This window comes from Stenotrophomonas sp. SPM, from assembly GCF_003105135.1.
Lineage (GTDB): Bacteria > Pseudomonadota > Gammaproteobacteria > Xanthomonadales > Xanthomonadaceae > Stenotrophomonas.
Genome location: NZ_QETL01000004.1, coordinates 44,169 through 63,222, shown reverse-complemented (window position 1 = coordinate 63,222; position 19,054 = coordinate 44,169). Strand labels below are relative to the sequence as shown.

Sequence of the window (19,054 nt, the reverse complement as noted above, 5' to 3'; positions counted from 1 at the left end):
TCCCTGCTTTCCACCCACCGCTTCCAGCGCCCGATGGCGCAGCACCCTGCTGCTGCCGGGCACACTGCTGCTGATGCTGGTTGCCTGCCGAACGGAGATCGCCATGACCCAGGAACTCGACCCCGCCGCCGCCGATGTCGCCCAGGGAGGGCGTGGCCTGGCCAAGCTCAACCCGTCGCCCAGCCGGGCCTACGAACTGGTGCTGAAGCTGCAGAACGCACCGGGCGGTTTCGCCTTCGTCGAAGGCGTTGCCCAGTACGACGTCAGCAACGAGGAACAGTGCGGCTACATCGAACCGGAAACCGGCGTGGCTGCGCGCATCACCAGCCAAGAACCGGTGACCCTGCGCAAGGTGGCCGATGACGAATACCGCGGCACCGTCTACCTGGACCGCATGCTCGACGAGGACTACTACGGTCGCGGCGTCTGCAACTGGGTGTTCAGCGGCGCCGGGGCGATGCTCAAAGCAACCGGCGCCAACGGTGAGACACGCTTCCTGTCCTTCCTCGGCGCCGAGCCGTTCGTGCAGGGTCAGACCGAAACCCGGCACTACCCGCGTGGCGATTATCCCCGCGTGGCCGAACTACCCGACTACGGCGCTACCGGCCAGCAGGATCCCAGCCGCTTCCGCGCCGAGCTGCGCGACCAGCTGTTCTCCGCCTCGTTGACCGCCAACGAGGTGCGCCCGTGACCCTTGCCAGCCAGGACTACGCTGCGCTCTCCAGGGATGCCTACCGCGACGAACGGGTGGGCCGCCACGCGCCCGGCCAGGAGCAACCGGTCCCGCTCAATGGCCACCAATACCGCGTGCTGGAGCACGTCAACAACCGCCTCACCGGTTACCAGGGCACGATCTACCAGCACGTGGACACCGACGAGATCGTGGTGGCGCACCGCGGCACCGACCAGATCGTGCGCGATGGCCTGCTCACCGATGCCGGCATGGTGGTGATGCGCCGCAATCTGCAGGCCGACGACGCGCTGGAGCTGACCCGTCGCGCACTCGAGTACGCCAACAAGCAAGGCCGCGATCTCGGCCACACGCCGGAGGTGACCGTCACCGGCCACTCGCTGGGCGGCACCCTGGCGCAGGTCTCCGCGCACCACTTCAACCTCAAGGGCGAGACCTTCAACGCCTATGGCGCGGTCAGCCTGACGTACCGCGTTCCCGAAGGCGGCGACAACCTGATCAACCACGTCATGGCCGCCGACCCGGTGAGCTCAGCCTCCCAGCATTTCGGCCAGGTGCGCATGTACGCCACCGAAAAGGAGATCGACACGCTGGGCAACTGGGGCTTCAGCAACAGCCGCTTCCGCATGCTCATCCCCGACAGCGCGGTAGGCGCGGCGGCGTCCTCGCTGAGCTCGCACCAGCTGGACAACTTCCTCGGCAACGATTCGGTATTGAACAAGCCGGAAAGCCAGAAGCTTGCGCGGCAGAACGCGAACATGATCAATGAGTACCGCGACGATGTCATCCGCATACGCCGCGGTATCACCATCGGCGCGCGTGGCATCACCGGCAACCTCTACGACCTGTACGACACTGCGCGCGGGCCGCTGCAGGCCGGCGAACCCGAAGCGCGCGACGCGGCAAAGGAAGGTCGCGCCAGCCTGGCCCACCCCGACCATGTCGGCAACCCGCTGTACACCGATGCACTGCGCGGCGTGCACGCGCAGGACGCGCGCGTGGGCCGCACACCGGATGCCGGCAGCGAACGCCTGGCTGGCTCGTTGGCGGCAGAAATGCACGCGGCCGGCGGCCAGCGCGTCGACGAGGTGGTGATGAGCAATGATGCGTCGCGCAGCTTCGCGGTGCAGGGCCAGGGCGGTGACCCGGGTCACCTGCGCGTGTCAGTCGATACCGCTGCGGGGATGAACACGCCGCTGGAGCAGAGCAGCCAGCGCGTGGAGCAGCTGGCCGCTCAGCAGCGCCAGGCACAGGACGTAGCGCTGGAGCAGTCGCAGCAGCACGCGCGCCCGCTGCACGCCTGAGCACGTCTGCCCGGCCGACATAGGGCGGCCAAGCCGGCCTCACATCGAACGGGAGCGCTGCTGCTCCTGTTCACGGCTGACTGCTTGTTCCTGCTCGCGGTCCTGCGCGGCAGCCAGCTGCTGGCTGCTCTGTTCCAACGGCTGCTGCGCGGCCTGCGCGCGATCGACCGAGGCACGCAGCATCGCCGGGTCGCCCATCGTGCCCTGTACCGCAAACAGCATGCGGCCATCGTTGCCGGCCACCACGTGATCGATCTGCTGCAGGCCGGCCTTCTGCGCGCTCACAGCCAGCGCACCGGCGGCATTGTCCAGTTCCCGGTCCGACTGCAGGCCACTGCGTGGTCCCAGCTGCTGCAGCTGCGTGCGCGCGTCATCGAACAGCCGGTTACCGGCAGCACCAGGCTGACCGGGCGCCTGGCCCAATGATGCCTGCTCGCCCACGTCGCCATGCGCCAGCCGCTGCATCACGTCCGGAGTCAGCTTCTGCTGCCACGCATCGAAGCGGCGCAGCCGATCCTCGACGCCGTTCATCGCACCGTTGATGGCATACGTCGCCTCACGCACGTTCTCACGCGCATGCTCCGGCACACGGGTCTGCCATTGCCACACGGCGATGCGGGCGGCGTGTTCGGGCTGAGCGGCCAGTTCCGGCTGGTTCACCAGATCCAGATCGAGTGCCTGCCCCGCGCGCTCGTAGTTGTCCTTGCCGGTCAGCGGCAGGTAGCCGCGCCCGTGGTACTTCAAGGCATCGCCCGGAGCATCGTTGCCCAGGCGACCGCCATACATCAGCTCGGCCAGGTCATTCGGACGCCCGCGCAGTGCTTCCTGGCGCGCCGATTCCAGCGCGTCGTTGCCGTTGCGCCACGCCGCTTCGACCGGAATCTGCGAGGTCGCCCGGGTGTAGTTGAAGCTCTCGTTGAGGCGGCTCAGGCCACGCGACTCGTGCCCCGCCTGCGCCATGAAGTTGGCCAGCTCGCGGGGGGAATCAATGCCGGCATCCGTCGCCTGCCGCAGCAGTTGCGACTCTCTATCCGTCGACACGGTGCAACTCCTGGATCGTCATCAGCGCGGATTCCATTCCGCCGGTTGGAGCCTGGTTCATGGCAGCGACACCTCGGCGACCGTGGCCGGGTCGAAGTCCTCGAACCGCACGCGCCCCAGTTCCTTTGCCGAGAATTCGCGGATGTCGGTCGCTTCGGTCTCGATGTCCACGACCTTGCGGCGCACCGCATCGACCCAGCACGCACTCTCCGCCGGGGCAAAGCGGAAGGTGTAGGTGCTGCTCCAGCGTTGGCGGCTGCCACCGCTGGTGATCACGCTGAACGTGTCTTCCTCTACCATTGCATACGCAAAAGGATCCCCCGCCAGGCCACCGCGGGTCGAGCACGGCACCAGCGTGTCGTTGCGCGCGGCCAGCTGCCAGCGGCCACCACCATCACCGCGCAGCAACAGCAGCACCCGATTGGGGCCATGCTGGCCGGGCGACAGCCCTTCCGGCAACGGCTGGTCGATCACCAGCAACTGGTATTGGACACCCTCGCCGTTGCGCTCGCCGCGCACGGCTTCCAGCAGGTTCGCACCGGAGGGGACAAATGCCAGGGCATCGTCCATGTGCGCGCCACTTCCCTTCTCCATCCCCACCCACTCCTTCGAGAACGCCACGTCGACCGCCACCGCGGATCATAGCGCCGGGCGTGGCGCATCGGGGAAGCTGGCAAGCGTCACCCGTCGGGCGGGCGGGCACAGTCCTCATGGACGGGAAAGCTCCTGCAGTCGGCAGTACTGGCGCGTCATTTTTCTGACGCACAGCGAGCTTACCGCGAGCAGGTTCGATGCGTCGAAGGGTGTGCGATATGAAAAGCGCTGTTGATCACAAAAAGAGCGCTCCCATCGTGAACGCAGGCCTACTTGATGTAGAGATCGTCTGTGCAAGCGGTCTTGGCGATCCGACACTGATCCTGCGGCACCTTCTTCCAGCCCGCCTTGCCTGCGCACTGCTGCAGGGCAACGATGACCGCGCCCTGCTCTGACATCGCTGCGACGACGCTGGTCGTTCCATTGTCGAGTCCCGCGTGGGCGACGGCCACGCACTGCGCCTGGAACAGCGTCACCAGCGTGCACTCGCCCTTGCCGAACTCCTTGCACTCCTTGATGGCCGCGCGCTTGGCCTTGCCCCGCGATCGCATCGAGTTGCTGATGAACGTATCGCCGCGGGCATCCATCGCCACACCGGCGACGGTCTGCACCCAGTTGGGCCGGTTGTCGTACTGCGATCCGCTGGCGTTGACGGGGATGGGGGCACAGCCCTGCACGCCCTGCCCACCGATCGGATACATGCCCTGAGGGCAGTTGCCTTCAGCAAAGGCCGTGAACGACAGCACGCCGGCGATCAGCAGCAGGCACAGAAACAGCGTTCTTTGGATTCCCTTCATTGTTGCTCCTCGTGTAAGAAAGCTTTGGTCAAACTGGCCCTCCAGGCACGCCACCTAGCTCCACACTAGAACTTCTGCAGAAGCGGCTCGGAGCAGTCCGTGTAGACGACCTTGCATGCCTGACCGCCATCAGCAGCACAGTGCTTCAGCGCGGCCGAAGCAGCCTCATCCTTGGACCGGGCCCTCGTCGTGGAAACCACTCCATCCATGCCACTCCCCTTGCCATAGGCGTAAGCGGCACATTGGTTTTTATACGTCATCAGCACCCTGCAATCACTGGCCCCTTGGGAGGTGCAGCGATCTTGAGCCTCTTTGGCCGCGTCAGATTTGGTCAGCATTCCAACGACTGCCCCAACTGTCCCAACTTTCTCCGAGTAGGAGATTGCGCCCCATGTTTTGATCCATTTGCCGTTCGGCTTCAGCCCCCCTTGGTCACCACCACCAGCCGGGATGGGGCCACAACCCTGCACGCCCTGCCCTCCTATCGGATACATGCCTGGCGGGCAGTTGCCTTCGGCCAGGGCACTGAAGGGCAGCGCGCCAGCGATCAGCAACAGACACAGGACGAACAAGGGCGGGTGTCGCTTCATGAGCTCTCCATTTCATATGAGCGGTGGTTATTGGCCGCAACCATGATCAACGCAATTGCTGTCCGCAGGTTGCGCCCTGGGTCGCATAGTCGCGGACGTACCCATCCACGATCATGATGCTGATGTCGCAACGGTTGTTCACGTCACTGATGACATGGCCATACACGTTCAAGCCCTGGACGCGTTCGCCACGATGCAGGAATAGTGTACGAGAACCATTGGGGCCATTGTCGACACGATCCGGCGTCCCCCATGTGCGCACGAATTCCTGTTCGGTCCTGCCGATCCACATGTCCATCAGCGCGATGCCAACTCAATCCAAACGGCTGGCCGCCCCAGGCAAGAGTCAGCCCTCCTGGAAGAACGGTTTTGTGCAGTCCGAATGCACAAACGTACATTCCTGGCTTCCTGATTTCCGACAATCCTGGGTCGCTCTTTCGAGCGCCTGCTCTTTGTTGGCACCCGCGTTGAACATCGTCCCGTTCTCGGGCCGGCGACTGCGGATCGACGCGTAGCACTGGTTGTAATAGGTGTACAAGACCTTGCAGTCCGTGGCCCCCCAATGACCGCATCGCTCGACCGCTTGACGCTCGGCCGATGCTCTGGCCTGGTGGCCGGTGGACGCACCCGCATCTCCGTTCATCGACCCCGCGACAGCCCCCCATGTCTTCACCCAGTGACCGGGATTCTCTTCGGGCGCACCCTGGCCTGCACCCGGGATGGGGGCACAACCGCCTACGCCCTGATCGCCAATCGGATACTGGCCCGGAGGGCATCGCCCCTCTGCCGCGGCGGGACCGATGCCTGCAACGCACAGGAGCAGGAAGAAGAGCCACGGACTCTGGAGAAAACGGGAGATGCTCATTTCAGCTTCACTCCTCTCAACCTTCCTGGAAGAAGGGCTTGGTGCAGTCCGAATGAACGACCGCGCATTCCTGGCTTCCGGAATTCCGGCAGTCCTGGATTGCTCGTTCCTGTGCCTGGGCCTTGGTTGCGCCAGAATTGAACTTCACACCGTTATCAGGCCGTTTCGCTCCGACAGCCGCGTAGTACTGGTTGTAATAAGTGTAGGTCACCTTGCAGTCGGTCGCGCCCCAATGACCGCAGCGCTCGATCGCTTGACGTTCTGCAGAAGCTTTGGCCTGGTGACCCGTCGCAGAGCCTGCGTCTCCATTTGCAGAACTTGCAAAGGCTCCCCACGTCTTCACCCAGTGACCGGGATTTTCCTCAGGCGCACTCTGACCCGCGCCGGGGATCGGAGCACATCCGCCCACACCCTGATCGCCAATCGGATACTGGCCCGGAGGGCAGCGGCCTTCGGCAGACGCGGGGTCTATGCCTGATGCCCACATCAACGGAATCAGGATCCACGCAAACCGGAACATGCTGACTCTGCTCACTTGGTCGTTCCTCCTTGAAACCATTTACATCGCTTCCAGCGGTCGCACAATGAACGATGCGGACGCGCTGAAGAAATCCGGCCTTCAACGTGACCGCAGTATGGCGTGTTCTTTCATCAGCTGGAGCCGCCCTCACCCTTTCTGGAAGAAGGGCTTGGTGCAATCAGAGTGGAAAACTGAACACTCCTGGCTTCCCACGCCCCTGCAATCATTGATCGCACGCTCTTGCGCCTGTTCCTTGTCGCGCCGGTGTTGAACCTCATGCCGTTATCAGGGCGATTGGCCCGGACAACTGCATAGCACTGGTTGTAGTAGGTGAAAACGACAGCGCAGTCCGTAGCTCCGCCCAGTCCACAGCGTTCAACGGCCTGCCGCTCGGCGGCAGCCTTGGCTTGATGGCCCGTTGCAGAGCCCGCGTCGCCGCCAGGAGAGCTGGCAACCGCTCCCCATGTCTTGACCCAATACCCGGGATTTTCCTCCGGTGCGCTCTGCCCGGCACCGGGGATGGGAGCACAGCCACCTACCCCTTGATCACCACTCGGGTATTGGCCCGGAGGGCAGTGCCCTTCCGCGAATGCCGAATGGATGTTCAGGCCGGCCAGAAGGACAAGCACCACGCAGAGACACTTTGGAAAATCGCTTGCAGTCATCAGTCAGCTCGTTGGTTTCAGCGACGCAATGGCAACCCTTCCGGCCATCCGAATCAATTCTCGAAGAACTCGGGAACCGCACAGGCCGAATACACCAGGATGCACGACTGACCGCCCTCTGCCGATTGGCAGTCTCTCATTGGTTCGCTTCGGCTTTCTAAAGAAGGTCGGCACCGGCTGTCCTCACTACTCCGCCGTTCCCGAGCAACTCCAACTCAGCTGAAAAACAGCACGCCTCAACTACCAATCAAGCAGCGTTCAATCCTCGATAAAGTGCGGAGCACTGCATGCGGCATACACCACCATGCAACTTTGCCCACCGTCTTCGGCCTGGCACCGCCTGAACGAGTCTTCCTTGGCCTTCTCAAGACTACCCGCTCTGGAAGCGTTCAGGACACCGCCGCGCGCCTTCAATTGGGAGATATCCGGACCGGAGAGCGCGGCACATTGGTTGTGATAGGCCAGAAGCACCTAGCAGTCGTTACCTCCGGTCTGCACGCATCGAGACAACGCGATCCGGCTCGCCTCTTCCTTGGTTGCTACGGACTCAACCACACCAATGGCGAGATTTGTATCCCGCGTTGGCTTCTCATCCTTTGCAATCGCACCCCAAGTAGTGACCCAATGACCAGTAGGTTGTGCCGCCCCTTGCCCCGTCGCGCTGGGGATGAGAGCGCAACCGCCAACCCCCTGATCACCGATCGGATACTGGCCCGGAAAGCAGCGGCCCTCGCCCATCACCACTACTGGCGTCAACTGACCAAACAGGACCACGCCTAAGAGCATGTACCTTTTCGATGCCAAAGCGATCTCCGCTAGCGTCCAGTGCCTCGATCACGTCAGCCGGTCAGAACGATTCATATACCGGCTTCGTGCAATTCTCGTATGCGACCGTACACGCCTTTCCACCGGTATCAACGCACGACTGTTGGGCATACTTACGCGCCTCCGCAGAGTCCTTGGCACTGGCAAGACCGGCGCGAGAAGACCCATCCTGAGTACTGGGAACCAACCAAGCAACGCATTGATTCCGATATGTATAGATGACCCGGCAATCGGACGCACCGCGCCTCCCGCAGTCTGCCAGAGCCATCTGTTCTGCGTTCTCCTTACTTAGGCGCCCCGTCGCAACACCAGCATCTGCGGTCGCATCGGACGAAGCAATTGCCCCCCAGGTCTTATGCCACTGTCCCGCAGGTTCAGGCTCGCGGGCGCCACCACCGGCGCCTGGAATTGGAGCGCAGCCTCCTACCCCCTGATCTCCGATCGGGTACTGGCCCGGAGGGCAGCGCCCCTCTGCACTTACGTTATGGAAATAGCTAATGCCCAAAAGGAAAACAAGACCAAGTCCAAGCTGACCCATTGTGCGCAAAGCGGAAAAGCCCATAAAAACCTCAATATCTATAGTTACCCGCGAAGCCAATTTAATGACCCGACGCATTGCCTCGTGCACCTGGGGTTTGAACTGCCGCCCCGTGACTGCCATCGAGCCGCGGCATTGTTGCGTTGTGCTGCGCTTGACCGTGGCTTCCGTCCGCAGCCGGAGCCGTCGGCGGCGGCGCCGACATACCCGGCGGACGACCATCAGCGCTCGGCGAAGCACTCGCGCCACCGCCTATCTGCGAATATGCCATGAAGGTACCGAGGGTGCCCTGGAAGAACATCGCGGCCATTGGGGGTGTAGTCAGGATCAGCGCCGTGAGGATCAAACCCATACCGCCCTGCTGCATGGCCTGGCTGGTCATGCCGTCGGACATGCTTTCCTTCAGGATGAACTCCTGCACCAGTGCGGTTGTCCAGAATGTCGCGGCCACGCGCACCACCATGTCCAGCGCGATGGACACCATCGCCGCAAGCACCGCCATGGAGAACATGGTTCCGAGCCCATAGAAGAGCCAGCGCTGGAACAGCTGCTTCGTCTGTTCAAACAGCAGGCACAGAATGAACAGCGGACCGAAGCCGATGAACAATGCCATTGCGATCTCATAGAGCATCAGCATGGCACCGGCAGTGATCGCCGGACCGGCGGTACCCATACCGATGAAGAACAGCGCGCGCTTCTTGTCTTCCAGCAACTCGCCATCGTTCATGATCTGGATGGCATCGATGCTGGACAGCGCGACCTGCATCCAAGCCAGGCTCTTGTCGATCTGGTCTTCGGGTGATTCGTCCGAACCGGTGACGACCTGGGTGATCTCTTCCTTGACGTCATGGGTCAGGAAGCGATGGAGGTCGGTGCCGAACATGCCCATGGTCGTCGCAACGCTGACGATGAGCGCAGCGCGGGCCATGTTGGTCACCAGCACCATCATCGAATCGCGGCTGCGGCCGGTGATGATGCGGAAGCCCTGCACCAGTACCCACAGAGTCATGAGCGTGAGGGCGATGCCGCCGACCCACTGCATCATGTGCCCCATCATGTCGATGCCGAACTTGTTTATCTTGCTTCGCAGGAAGTCGAAGATGAACTTGAAGAACACGAAATCCCCGATCGACTGGACACGTGCCACGTGCCCCATCAAATCCTGGAATCCGCCGTTGAAATCAAAATTGGCAATCGACCTGAGCATTTCCGCAATCCCTTGATGTATCCCTATCCGACAACCTCATGGGACAGGCGCACCCGCGCCGGCCCCGATCTGCGTCAATCGACGCTCAGTGCGCCCTTCAGCGCAGCGGTCTTGACCAATTGCGACATAATCCCCGGCTTACCCTTCAGCGCTACGCGCGCGAGTACGCGCTGGTTGGCCATCATCGACTGCTGATAGGCGTCATAGGAGCGCATGCGTGCTTCCCATTTCTGCTGCAACACGGATATCTCGTTAGCAGTTCGAAGCGAATCGCTGTTGACTGCGCTCACCGTACCGGACAGGTTTCCACTCCCGCCCATACGCCACCCCATGATTTCACTCAACGTCTTGTCCACGCTGGGGATCGTCTTCTCCATGAAGTCGACGGTCTCATTGCGCTTGCGGTTCTCCATCATCTGGATGTTCACGCAGAGCTGCTGTTGCTGCGCGTAGAGGTCACCGGAGGTGTCGAGCACAAACTTCTTCAACAGGCTTGTGGCGCTGAAGCCGCCCGAGGTCCGGCACACCTCCGCAACCATGTAGTCGTCAGGCACGCGCTCCAACGTAGCCCCCGGAGGCAAGCCAAAGTTGTTCATCAGCCCCTGGATCTTGACCATCGCGTCGCGATATTCCTGGAGCGTCCTGTTCCAACGACTGATCTGCTCGCCATATTCCTTGCCGTCGGCGATCAGCTGCGCGTTCGACTGCTTGAAGTCCTTCAAGGCCTGGATGAGGGCGCTGAAGTCGAACACCGGATAGCCGCTCGCCCCTGCCGGGGTGGTGGAGAAAACCGCCATGCTGCCGAGCAACAGGGCTGCCAGGCGCTTCTGGCGCAGGGTGCGGCCGGAGGTGCGGTTGTGGTTCGCCTTGCTCATGTCGTTCTCCACGAAGATGGGTTTCATCATTGTCGTCCTTGTCATTCGGCGCTCAGGCCGCATCGGTTTCGGCGGCCGCCCTGGCCTTGCCCGAGCCCTTCCGATTCCTGTAGAAATCTTCCAGCCACTGCTCCGGCGTCAGTTCGTCCACCGTCACGCGCGCACGAATGGCTGCGGTCTGCAGCACGCGGTGCATCACGTCGATGTTGTCGGTGGACGCGGAGATCACCGACAGGATGTCATCCATGCCGCGCAGGTTGAGCTGGCAGACGCTGGAGGCGTGACCCTGCTTGACCAGGAAGCAGCGCGAGCGCTCGTCCAGTGCGGTGACCACCCGGAACTCCGCCTCGGTCAGCTTGAGGCCATCCATGTAGTCGCTCTTGCTTGCGTTCGGATTCGGCAACAGGATGAGCGTGGCAGTCTGCTCGATCAGCGCCGCGGAGATGTCGCTCTTCAGCGCGTCCTCCGGGCTCTGCGTAGCGAAGATGCCCAGGCCATTCTGCTTACGGATGGTCTTCTGCTTGTTCTTGGCAAATTCCTTCAGGCCACCTTCGCCATCCAGGATTTTCCAGAATTCGTCCATCACGTAGATCAGCGGACGACCGTCGATCAGCGACTCCAGGCGGTGCAGCAGGTAGTTGATGACCGGCACGCGCACTTCAGGGTTGTCGATGATGTCGGTGTAATCAAAGCCGATGATGTTGGCCTTGCTCAGGTCCACGGTGTCGACCGGGTTATCGAACACCCAGCCCAGCGAATTGCCCGACGTCCAGCGGCGCATGCGCGCGTAGAGACCATCGTCGCCCATGTTGGGCAGGCTCTTCTGGAAGTTGGTCATGCTGCGCAGGTGCATCGGCGTGTCGAGCATGCTCTCCACCGCGCGGTAGATGTCCTCTTCCTCACGGGCGCTGTATTCACGCTTGCCGGCTAGTACCTTGATCAAGTCGGCCAGGAACTGCACGTTGGCTTCATTGTTCTCGCACTGGAACGGATTGAAGCCGGTCGGCGCGCCGTTCTCCAGGGCCAGGTAGTTGCCACCGCAGGCGCGCACGAAGATCTCCGCACCGCGGTCCTTGTCGAAGAAGAAGATGGTCGGCGACGGGTCGTACTTCTGTACCTGGCTGAGCAGGAAGTTGATCAGCGCGGTCTTACCGGTACCCGACTTACCGATCACCATGGTGTTGGCGATGGCTTTCTCACCCAGTGAGTTTTCCGACGGGTGGGTGGCGTGGAAGTTGAAGTAGTACGGCTGGCCGTTGGTGGTCTGCAGTGTCGTCACGCAGTCGCCCCACGGGTTGTTGTGCTGCTTGCCGGTGGCGAAGTTGTGCAGCGGCGACAGGCCGAGGAAGTTAAGCGAGCTGACATTGGCCAGACGCGTGCGGTAGCGCCAGTTGCCCGGCAGCTGCGAGTAGAACGAGGACGTGACGGCCAAGTCTTCCTTGGTCGATACGAAGCCGGCATTGGACAGCTCGGCGCGCGTGGTGGCGACGTTCTGAGACAGCGTGGCCTGGCTGTCGCCATACACGGTCATGATGAAGTGGTACTCGCCCAGCACGAAGTTGCCCGAAGACAGCTGGTCCATGGCCTGGTCGAGTTCAACGATCTGGCTGACGGCCTTGTCGCCCGAGGAGATCATCATGCCCTTGGTGCGGTCAAGCACCTTCAGTGCGTCCTGGCGACCCATCGGGCTGAACGAATGGGTGATGACGTACTCATAGTCCAGGTACTTCAGCCCATTGAGGATGCCCGGGTAGGTACCCTCGGCATACTCCTTGATATTCAGGATTGCGCCGAAGTGGTTGGCGCCATTGGGGGTATTGATGACGAAGTCACCGGTCTTCGCCGAGAACATGTGCCGGCTGACCGGGAGATAGTCCTTCACCGGGGCGGACAGCACCGGAACCGGCTCATCGATGCGGTTGATCAGGTAGCCGAACAGCTCCAGCGTTTCGGAGAAGACCACACCGTTTTTTGCTTCGTACATGCCCATGCGATACGGCGCGTAATCGCGAATGACAGCTTCGACGTTGCCGGCCAGCTCCAGCAGCTTTTCGACGGCCTGTTCCTGCTCTGCACGCAGCTTGTCGACATTGGCCGACTTCTCGACGAAGCGCTTACCGGCCACGACCGGGCGATAGATCATCGTCAGGTAGAGCTCGTTCTGCATGATGCGCTGCGAGGACAGCATGCCCATGTACTGGTCGGATACGTCCTGGTTGAAGCGCTGCTTGAACGTGCTCTTTCCCTTCAGCGTGCGGCGACGGCGGATGTCGTGCACCCAGAAGGCGACGTTGACGAAATCCGGCGCGCGCAGGGTCTGCAGCAGCCGGTTGAACGTATTGTGCCGGTGCTCCAGCTCCCACTCCTCGCGACCGACGAACGGCAGCCCTTCCAGATGCCAGGTCAACAGGTAATCGCCGCCCGTGGTCTTCACCACGTTCGGGGCTACATGCGACGACAGGGGAATGAATTCGCTGATGGAGGTATCTGGGCTGAACATACGACTGCTTCCAAAGAGGTACTGCGAAGGAATTCTCGTCAGGAGCCGACGGGCGCTGGACGCCCGTCGGTTCCCTACCGACCCTCAATCCATTCGGGCCGGCTTGTCGCGGTAGTGATTCGGGCTGAACACCCACATGCCGTCGTGCTCACGTGCGTTTCGAACCCGGAGCTTGACCATCAAGCGCAATCCCAGCAGCCGGAAGATCATCTCGTCACGCTTGGCCATTTGTCGCATGATGAAAACCGCGACCGGAATGGTGAGCAGGAACCAGAAGTTCGTGTACATGCTGAGCAGCAGCAACCCACCGGCCACCATGAAGAACGGCAGGTAGGGCACGCCCAGGAACATCGCAGGGCGAGTGCAGCCGCGAAAAACGACGTTCTTATGCACCGTAGTACTGAGCGACGTTCTTGATGACCATCAGCGCCATGCCGCCGTTGCCGCTGGTTGCATTGCACTCGCCGAACTCATCACCCAGGAGCATCTTGGCGATCTGGCCAGCAGCGCCGATCAGCACGCCACCGATCAGGATCGGTGCGACATCGCCAATACGCTTGTGTGCGAAGGCAATCTGGTAGCCTGCGAAGATCACGGCGATGGTGACGACGGCGATCGAAGCCATGTTGAGCAGGCCGTTGACGCTGCCGAAGAAGCCGCAGACCTTGCCATCGGTACCACCGTAGTTGACGTTGTTGGCGAACGCCTCAGGTGCGAGGACAGCACCCGCAAATGCGACGGCCATCAGCATGGTCTTCAGCGTGCGCTGGGCCTGTACGACGTCGAGATTGAAACGCTTCATGGATGGATTTCCTTGTTGATGGACTAACACAACTGAATCGACCGGCCGGGGGACCAGTCGCACCACGACTTCGTCAGAACACGAAGGCCGCATCCCCTGCGGGAATCTGTTGAACTGGCGCGGCAGGTGCCGCCGCCGGTGCGTTGTAGGCATTGCCAGGTGCCGCGACCGGCTGGTTGCGCTCACTCCAAGGGCGGAGCATCACCGGAGCATCGCCACCCGCCGCGACAGCACCCGGCAGCTGCTGCGGCATGGCCAGGGAAGGCTGCTGCGCCGCTGCCTGCGGGAACTGCTGCGGCAAGCCTTGAGGCGCCTGCGCCTGCGGCTGCATCGCGCGATCAACCGAACCCAGCACGACCCGCGACAAGGCCTGGTCGGCGATGTTCAGCAGACTGCCGCGCGCCATCGCGCCGGCGGAAGGGTAGACCGTATAGGCACGCGCCGGGTCATTGGAGGGCACGTAAACCGGCGCGGTGTTCTGCGCCACGATCCGCGCGTCCATCGGCGAGACGCTCTGCGGGTGGTGCTCGACCTTGACGACGCGGCGCTCGCCGCGGTTGACCACGTCGATGGGCGCCACGCCATTGCTGGCCAGCTGCTGGCCACGGCGCATCGAGTCGTAGATCTTCTGCACGTAGCCGTGGCGGAAGCCGGTCTCGAAGTTGCCCGAGTAGTAGCAGCTGAAAGATTTGCCCCAGTCCTGCCCCGAGCGCTTGTAGCACTCGGCCAGGATGCGGGAGCCGGCCTGCAGGTTCGCGCACTGCTGGAAGGCCTTTTCGTAGGAGTCCAGGCCGTACTTGCCAAGGTTGTAGCGGTTGACCTGGGCCAGGCCGACGGAGAAGTTGTAGCCCTTCTCTTCCAGCATGCGCACCGTCGCCAGCGCTTCATCCAGCGCCTTGGGCTGGCGCACCAAGGCACCACCCACCACGCCGATGGCATAGGGGTTGCGCGAGGATTCGACGTTGATGACGTGCTGCATCACGTCCATGGAGACGGCCATTTCCGGGCACGCCATCATTTCCAGTCCTGGGAGCATGGTTCAGCCCTCCTGCCCCTGGGCACGCCCAGGATTGAAGTCGATGCCGGTGATGTAGCGCGCGCCGGCATGCGCCTTGATGTGCACAACGATATCGATGGTCATCATCAGCAGGCGCTTGATGACGTTGAATTCCAGGCCGGAGCCTTCGGCGGATGCCTTGACCATCAGCGCCAGCTGGTCCCAGGTCTGCTCCGGGCTGCCGGCGTGGCAGCTGGTGATCGAACCGGGGTGACCGGACGCGCAATTGCGGATGAAGTAGAAGGCTTCATCGCCGCGCAGCTCGGCCAGGATGATGCGCTCGGGCTTCATGCGCAGGCAGGCTTCCATGCAGCTCTTGGCGGTGACGTTGCTCGCGCTCTGCCCGCCCTTCGAATACAGCAGGTGCACCACGTTGGGCTGGGTCAGGAACAGCTCGCGGGCATCCTCGATGGTGACCAGGCGCTCGCTGTCCGGAATGTGGTTGACCAGCGCCTTCATGAAGGTGGTCTTGCCGCTGCCGGTCGCGCCGGAGACGACGATGTTCTTGCGGTACATCACCGCGCGCCGGAAGAACTCGGCGTACTCGCGGGTATGCCGCAGCTCCAGCAGCTCGCGATCCTGCTCGCTCAGGCTGCCATCCTGTTCGAGGATCTGGGCGAAGAAGCCATCCTCGTTGTACTGGGTGAGCGACTTGGTTTGCTTGGACGGCAGGCGGATGGTGATCGACACCTTGCCGGCATCGCACGCCGGTGGAATCACGAACTGCGCACGCTGCCCGGTCGGGAAGGTGAGCGACACGACCGGATCGGCATCGGTGATGCGCTGGCCGGTGTTGCTCTCGTTGACCACGGCGGTGCAGAACTGCCGGGCCCGCTCGAAGGTCAGGCCCGGGACATCCACACGCTGCCACCCCGCCCGCGTCTCCAGGTACAGCTCGCCCGGCCGGTTGATGCAGATTTCCGTCACTTCAGGCGAGGTCATGTACTCGGCGATGCCCAGCACTTCGTACTGATAGCGCAGGAAATCGCTGGAGACGAGGGCGAGGGGTGACACTTCGGCGTCCATGGTCGTTCTGTCGGTTACCGGCGCGGGTTGAGCACGTTGGTGAAGTCAACGTCCTTGGCGACGTAGACGTTCACGATGGTGCCCTGGTTGATGGTGACCGTCGGCGGGCGACGGCCTTCGCTGAGCGCCTCGTTGGCCAGGCGTTCCATGGTGCGTGCGGTGGCACTCTCATAAGGCGACTGCACGGCGAACCCATTACTGCCGATGGTGGTCGACTCCGGGCCGTGCTCTGCAGCGGCGTATTTGAAGGCGTCGGCAATCAGGCTGATCATCAGCGCCGAGGCGATGCGGCTACCCCAATGCGCGCTGTACTGACCCGGATGACCTGCGCCACCCAGCCCATCGACGCCCGGACTGGACATGGCCACGTCGATACCATTGGGCGTGGTGATTCGGTCCCAGATGACCTCGACACGCTTGCCCGAGGGGCCGCCACCGTAGGCACCGTAGATCTTCGAACCCTTCGGCAGCAGCAGGCTGCGACCGTTGACCGAGTAGACCGGCTCGGTGAGCAGGCAGGAGGTGTAACCGGCCAGGTCGGTGATGATGCGGGTTTCCAGCACGCAGCGCAGATACGTGCCGCGCACCAGCAGCGCATCGGGGCTCTGGATGTAGGTGGCACTGGAAATGTTGTCGACGTCCGGCCCACGACGGACCCTGGCCGGCGCAGCGTTGCCGTTCTGCCCCTGCAGCGCTGCCATCGTCGCAGCGAGGTACGGATCTTCGTTGGCAGCAGCGCCTTCCGCGCCCTGGCCGCCATCACCCGTGCCGACGCCACCGCCGGCGGCGATGCGACGGTCCATCAGGCTCGGACCACGGTTGACCTCACGCTCGGCGGGTTCCGAGCGCGGAATGTAGGTCGGTCCCATGGCTTCCTGCGGCGGAGGCGGCAGCATCGGAATCGGCTCGGCGGTTTCCTGGGCCGGCGGCGGCGCAGCGGGCGCCATGGACGGCAGATCCGGCGTGCTGGCACGTGCGACCTGACGGGGCGCCTCTGCGTCAGCGCTGTCGTCACGCCCCTTGCGCAGCAGCAGGAAGCCCATCGCCAGCACCAGCACCAGGATGCCGCCCAGGAACAACAGGGCCTTGCGGTTCAGGCGCTGCTCTTCGGAAGTGCGCAGCTGCGGCGCGCTGGCATCCAGGTCGGGCGCGGTTTCAGCCTGCGTGGATCCGTAGTACGGGTTGGAGGACGTCTCCTGGCCCGCCGGGTCCTGCCCGTACGGCGACGGATTCGGGTCGTTGCCCGGAGTGTTCTGCTGGCTCATTTCTTCACGTTCCTTCGCAGACCGACGACGAAGTCGCCGTGGCGGATGACCAGGTACGGGTACGTCCCGTGCACGATCAGCGTGTTGCCCTCAACGGTGGTGTTGACCACGAAGTCCTCACCGTATTCCTTCTCGCGCCCGAAGACTGCCGGGAAAATGCCGGTTTTGTACTCCGGCGAATTCGGCAGCTTGAGGTAGGTGAAACGGCCGTCGTCGTAGGCGTGCACCGGAATCAACCACCCCATCTTCTTCGCCTTGCTGGTCGAATAGGAGTAGTTGAAGTTGTACTGGCGATCCTTGGCCAATTCGGTGCTCAGCAGCGGCTTGGCTTCTTCTTCCACCGCTTCCTGGGCCACGCCGAACACGGTCTCGTTCGGGTAGACGAACTCGATCTTGTACTGCACGCCGGCACGGCGGGCCTGTTCCAGCTGGCGCCAGTCGGTCGCCACCACCTTCAGTTCGAAGATGTAGGAATGGGTCTCGGTGCGAACCATCATGTTGGTGTCGACGTCGACGTTCTTCGGCTTGAGGTAGAACACGTTCTCCCGACGGGTCAGTTCCCAGCCACTGCTGAAGCCGGTGCTGTAGTCGAGGATCTTCTCGTTCGGACTCAGCTCGATCTGGGTGGTCAGACCCAGGCCGGTACGAACCGGGTAGATCCGGTCCTTCTCATACTCGTATCGGTCCACTGCCTGCGCCATCGCCGCGGTGGAAAACACCAGCGACAGCAACGACAGCAGCGCCAATGCGCTCCCCCTGACTTTTCGACTACTCATCGGTTGCTTGCTCCATCAGCATTTCCGGTGGATTGGTTCTGTGCGCGGTTCATTACCCACCCCGCATCGGCTGCGCCTGCGGGGGCTGCATGCCCTGCGGCTGTCCCTGCATCGGCTGCGCTTGCTGCATCGGCTGGCCCTGCATCGGCTGGCGCTGCATCGGCTGACCCTGCATCGGCTGACCCTGCATCGGCTGGCCCTGCATCGGCTGGCCAGTGGCCGGATCAACCATGGGTGCCGCGGCCGGGCCGTTCGGGTCGTACATGCCCTGTGCCTGCGCAGCAGCCTGCTGCGCCTGCTGCGCTGCGTCCGCCTGCTGCTGCATCGCGCCCTCGTCGGGCACTGGCACGCCGCGGGCGTAATCGTTGTCGACGCGGTACTCGGTGACCTGGAAGGCCAACGGGTTGAGCACGCGATCCTGTTCGGACAAGGCCAGGTTCTGGTTGTACTCGAAGCGCATCGTGACCAGCTGGTTGTCCAGGTAGGTCGCGATACCGGTACGCTTGTCCAGCAGGCTGCGCTGGATGCGCACGGACGCACCGCGGAAGCTGCCGTTGGCCTGTGCGGCCAGCGGCGTGATGCTGAGGATCTTCACGCGGATGGCCTTGCCGCGGCCATACATCACGAACGGGTTCTGCGGATTGTTGCCCGCATAGCGCTGCTTCATGCTCGCGCCCACCGCATCGGTGGACATCACGAAGACCAGTTCCCAGTCGCGCAGGCCCATCACCGCCGCATCGTAGGACTCGCGCGCCAGCACGTACTGGGCCACGTTGCTGCGGTTGACCGCTTCGTTGGTGGTGATGGTTTCGCCCTGGAACGTGCCGCGCAGGCGCGCCACGGTGGCAGTGCCGGTGTAGGCGTCAGCCATCACCAGGAACGGCACTTTCTCCTTCAGCGGCAGCATGTAGTAGTAGCCACCGGCCAAGGCCAGCGACATCAGCAACGATGCGGTAGCCACCCACCACGCGCGCCGCTCGCTGCGGCGTGCCATGTCGGCCACGGTGATCTCGTAGCTGACCGCCTTGGCGACCGACTGCTCGACCTTCTGGCTGTTGCCTGCATCCTTCTTGCGGAACATGGATTCTTCCGTACTGCTGAAACATCAATGGGTGC

19 protein-coding genes and 1 pseudogene are annotated in these 19,054 nt (G+C 62.8%); 2 read left to right on the top strand and 18 right to left on the bottom strand.

Going from position 1 to position 19,054, the window contains the following annotated elements; all coding sequences use genetic code 11:
* Window positions 1-103: 103 nt before the first annotated feature.
* Together DCO49_RS02615 and DCO49_RS02610 are read left to right on the top strand one after the other, a co-directional pair.
* Window positions 104-691 carry a hypothetical protein gene (locus DCO49_RS02615; protein ID WP_243402634.1) on the top strand — a complete coding sequence of 196 codons (588 nt, stop codon included), beginning with the start codon at window positions 104-106 and terminating at the stop codon, window positions 689-691.
* Window positions 688-1,995 carry an XVIPCD domain-containing protein gene (locus DCO49_RS02610; protein WP_116862678.1) on the top strand — a complete coding sequence of 436 codons (1,308 nt, stop codon included), beginning with the start codon at window positions 688-690 and terminating at the stop codon, window positions 1,993-1,995. Before DCO49_RS02615 ends, DCO49_RS02610 begins: the two co-directional genes overlap by 4 nt.
* A gap of 39 nt (window positions 1,996-2,034) precedes the next feature.
* On the opposite strand, the gene DCO49_RS02605 is transcribed toward DCO49_RS02610, so the two are convergent.
* The 18 genes and pseudogenes from DCO49_RS02605 to DCO49_RS02515 all read right to left on the bottom strand — a co-directional run bounded on the left by DCO49_RS02605 (window position 2,035) and on the right by DCO49_RS02515 (window position 19,019).
* Entirely contained in the window at window positions 2,035-3,036 is a 1,002-nt protein-coding gene (locus DCO49_RS02605) for an XVIPCD domain-containing protein (RefSeq protein ID WP_116862677.1), read from the bottom strand.
* Between the two features lie 57 nt (window positions 3,037-3,093).
* Window positions 3,094-3,630 carry a hypothetical protein gene (locus DCO49_RS02600; protein ID WP_116862676.1) on the bottom strand — a complete coding sequence of 179 codons (537 nt, stop codon included), beginning with the start codon at window positions 3,628-3,630 and terminating at the stop codon, window positions 3,094-3,096.
* Window positions 3,631-3,899: 269 nt separating this feature from the next.
* Window positions 3,900-4,427, bottom strand: a complete 528-nt coding sequence (locus tag DCO49_RS02595; protein WP_116862675.1) for a DUF4189 domain-containing protein — start codon at window positions 4,425-4,427, stop codon at window positions 3,900-3,902.
* Window positions 4,428-4,492: 65 nt separating this feature from the next.
* On the bottom strand, window positions 4,493-5,017 hold the full coding sequence (locus DCO49_RS02590) for a DUF4189 domain-containing protein (RefSeq protein ID WP_243402633.1): 525 nt from the start codon (window positions 5,015-5,017) through the stop codon (window positions 4,493-4,495).
* Between the two features lie 46 nt (window positions 5,018-5,063).
* Window positions 5,064-5,315 carry a hypothetical protein gene (locus DCO49_RS02585; RefSeq protein ID WP_116862674.1) on the bottom strand — a complete coding sequence of 84 codons (252 nt, stop codon included), beginning with the start codon at window positions 5,313-5,315 and terminating at the stop codon, window positions 5,064-5,066.
* Window positions 5,316-5,363: 48 nt separating this feature from the next.
* Window positions 5,364-5,882 carry a DUF4189 domain-containing protein gene (locus DCO49_RS02580; RefSeq protein WP_116862673.1) on the bottom strand — a complete coding sequence of 173 codons (519 nt, stop codon included), beginning with the start codon at window positions 5,880-5,882 and terminating at the stop codon, window positions 5,364-5,366.
* Between the two features lie 16 nt (window positions 5,883-5,898).
* Entirely contained in the window at window positions 5,899-6,417 is a 519-nt protein-coding gene (locus tag DCO49_RS02575; protein WP_165835664.1) for a DUF4189 domain-containing protein, read from the bottom strand.
* Between the two features lie 1,497 nt (window positions 6,418-7,914).
* Window positions 7,915-8,430, bottom strand: coding sequence for a DUF4189 domain-containing protein (locus DCO49_RS02565; protein WP_116862700.1), 516 nt, complete (start codon window positions 8,428-8,430; stop codon window positions 7,915-7,917).
* A 61-nt stretch (window positions 8,431-8,491) separates the two neighbouring features.
* On the bottom strand, window positions 8,492-9,637 hold the full coding sequence (locus DCO49_RS02560; RefSeq protein WP_243402632.1) for a type IV secretion system protein: 1,146 nt from the start codon (window positions 9,635-9,637) through the stop codon (window positions 8,492-8,494).
* A gap of 74 nt (window positions 9,638-9,711) precedes the next feature.
* Window positions 9,712-10,539 (bottom strand): hypothetical protein, encoded by an 828-nt coding sequence (locus DCO49_RS02555; RefSeq protein ID WP_133249379.1) that lies wholly within the window; start codon window positions 10,537-10,539, stop codon window positions 9,712-9,714.
* 25 nt (window positions 10,540-10,564) lie between these two features.
* The gene (locus tag DCO49_RS02550) at window positions 10,565-13,012 is read right to left on the bottom strand and encodes a VirB4 family type IV secretion/conjugal transfer ATPase (protein WP_116862669.1); all 2,448 of its coding nucleotides are present in this window, start codon (window positions 13,010-13,012) and stop codon (window positions 10,565-10,567) included.
* An 84-nt stretch (window positions 13,013-13,096) separates the two neighbouring features.
* On the bottom strand, window positions 13,097-13,405 hold the full coding sequence (locus DCO49_RS02545; protein ID WP_116862668.1) for a VirB3 family type IV secretion system protein: 309 nt from the start codon (window positions 13,403-13,405) through the stop codon (window positions 13,097-13,099).
* Entirely contained in the window at window positions 13,398-13,814 is a 417-nt protein-coding gene (locus tag DCO49_RS02540) for a TrbC/VirB2 family protein (RefSeq protein WP_116862667.1), read from the bottom strand. Before DCO49_RS02540 ends, DCO49_RS02545 begins: the two co-directional genes overlap by 8 nt.
* A gap of 73 nt (window positions 13,815-13,887) precedes the next feature.
* Window positions 13,888-14,850: a lytic transglycosylase domain-containing protein gene (locus tag DCO49_RS02535; RefSeq protein WP_116862666.1), complete on the bottom strand. Its 963-nt coding sequence runs from the start codon at window positions 14,848-14,850 to the stop codon at window positions 13,888-13,890.
* A 3-nt stretch (window positions 14,851-14,853) separates the two neighbouring features.
* Window positions 14,854-15,897, bottom strand: a complete 1,044-nt coding sequence (gene virB11, locus DCO49_RS02530) for a P-type DNA transfer ATPase VirB11 (RefSeq protein WP_116862665.1) — start codon at window positions 15,895-15,897, stop codon at window positions 14,854-14,856.
* Between the two features lie 14 nt (window positions 15,898-15,911).
* Window positions 15,912-17,162 (bottom strand): TrbI/VirB10 family protein, encoded by a 1,251-nt coding sequence (locus DCO49_RS02525; protein ID WP_116862664.1) that lies wholly within the window; start codon window positions 17,160-17,162, stop codon window positions 15,912-15,914.
* Window positions 17,159-17,938: a TrbG/VirB9 family P-type conjugative transfer protein gene (locus DCO49_RS02520; RefSeq protein ID WP_116862663.1), complete on the bottom strand. Its 780-nt coding sequence runs from the start codon at window positions 17,936-17,938 to the stop codon at window positions 17,159-17,161. The genes DCO49_RS02525 and DCO49_RS02520 overlap by 4 nt, the downstream gene beginning before the upstream one ends.
* Window positions 17,935-19,019: pseudogene (locus DCO49_RS02515) on the bottom strand (type IV secretion system protein). Before DCO49_RS02515 ends, DCO49_RS02520 begins: the two are co-directional and overlap by 4 nt.
* Window positions 19,020-19,054 lie beyond the last annotated feature (35 nt).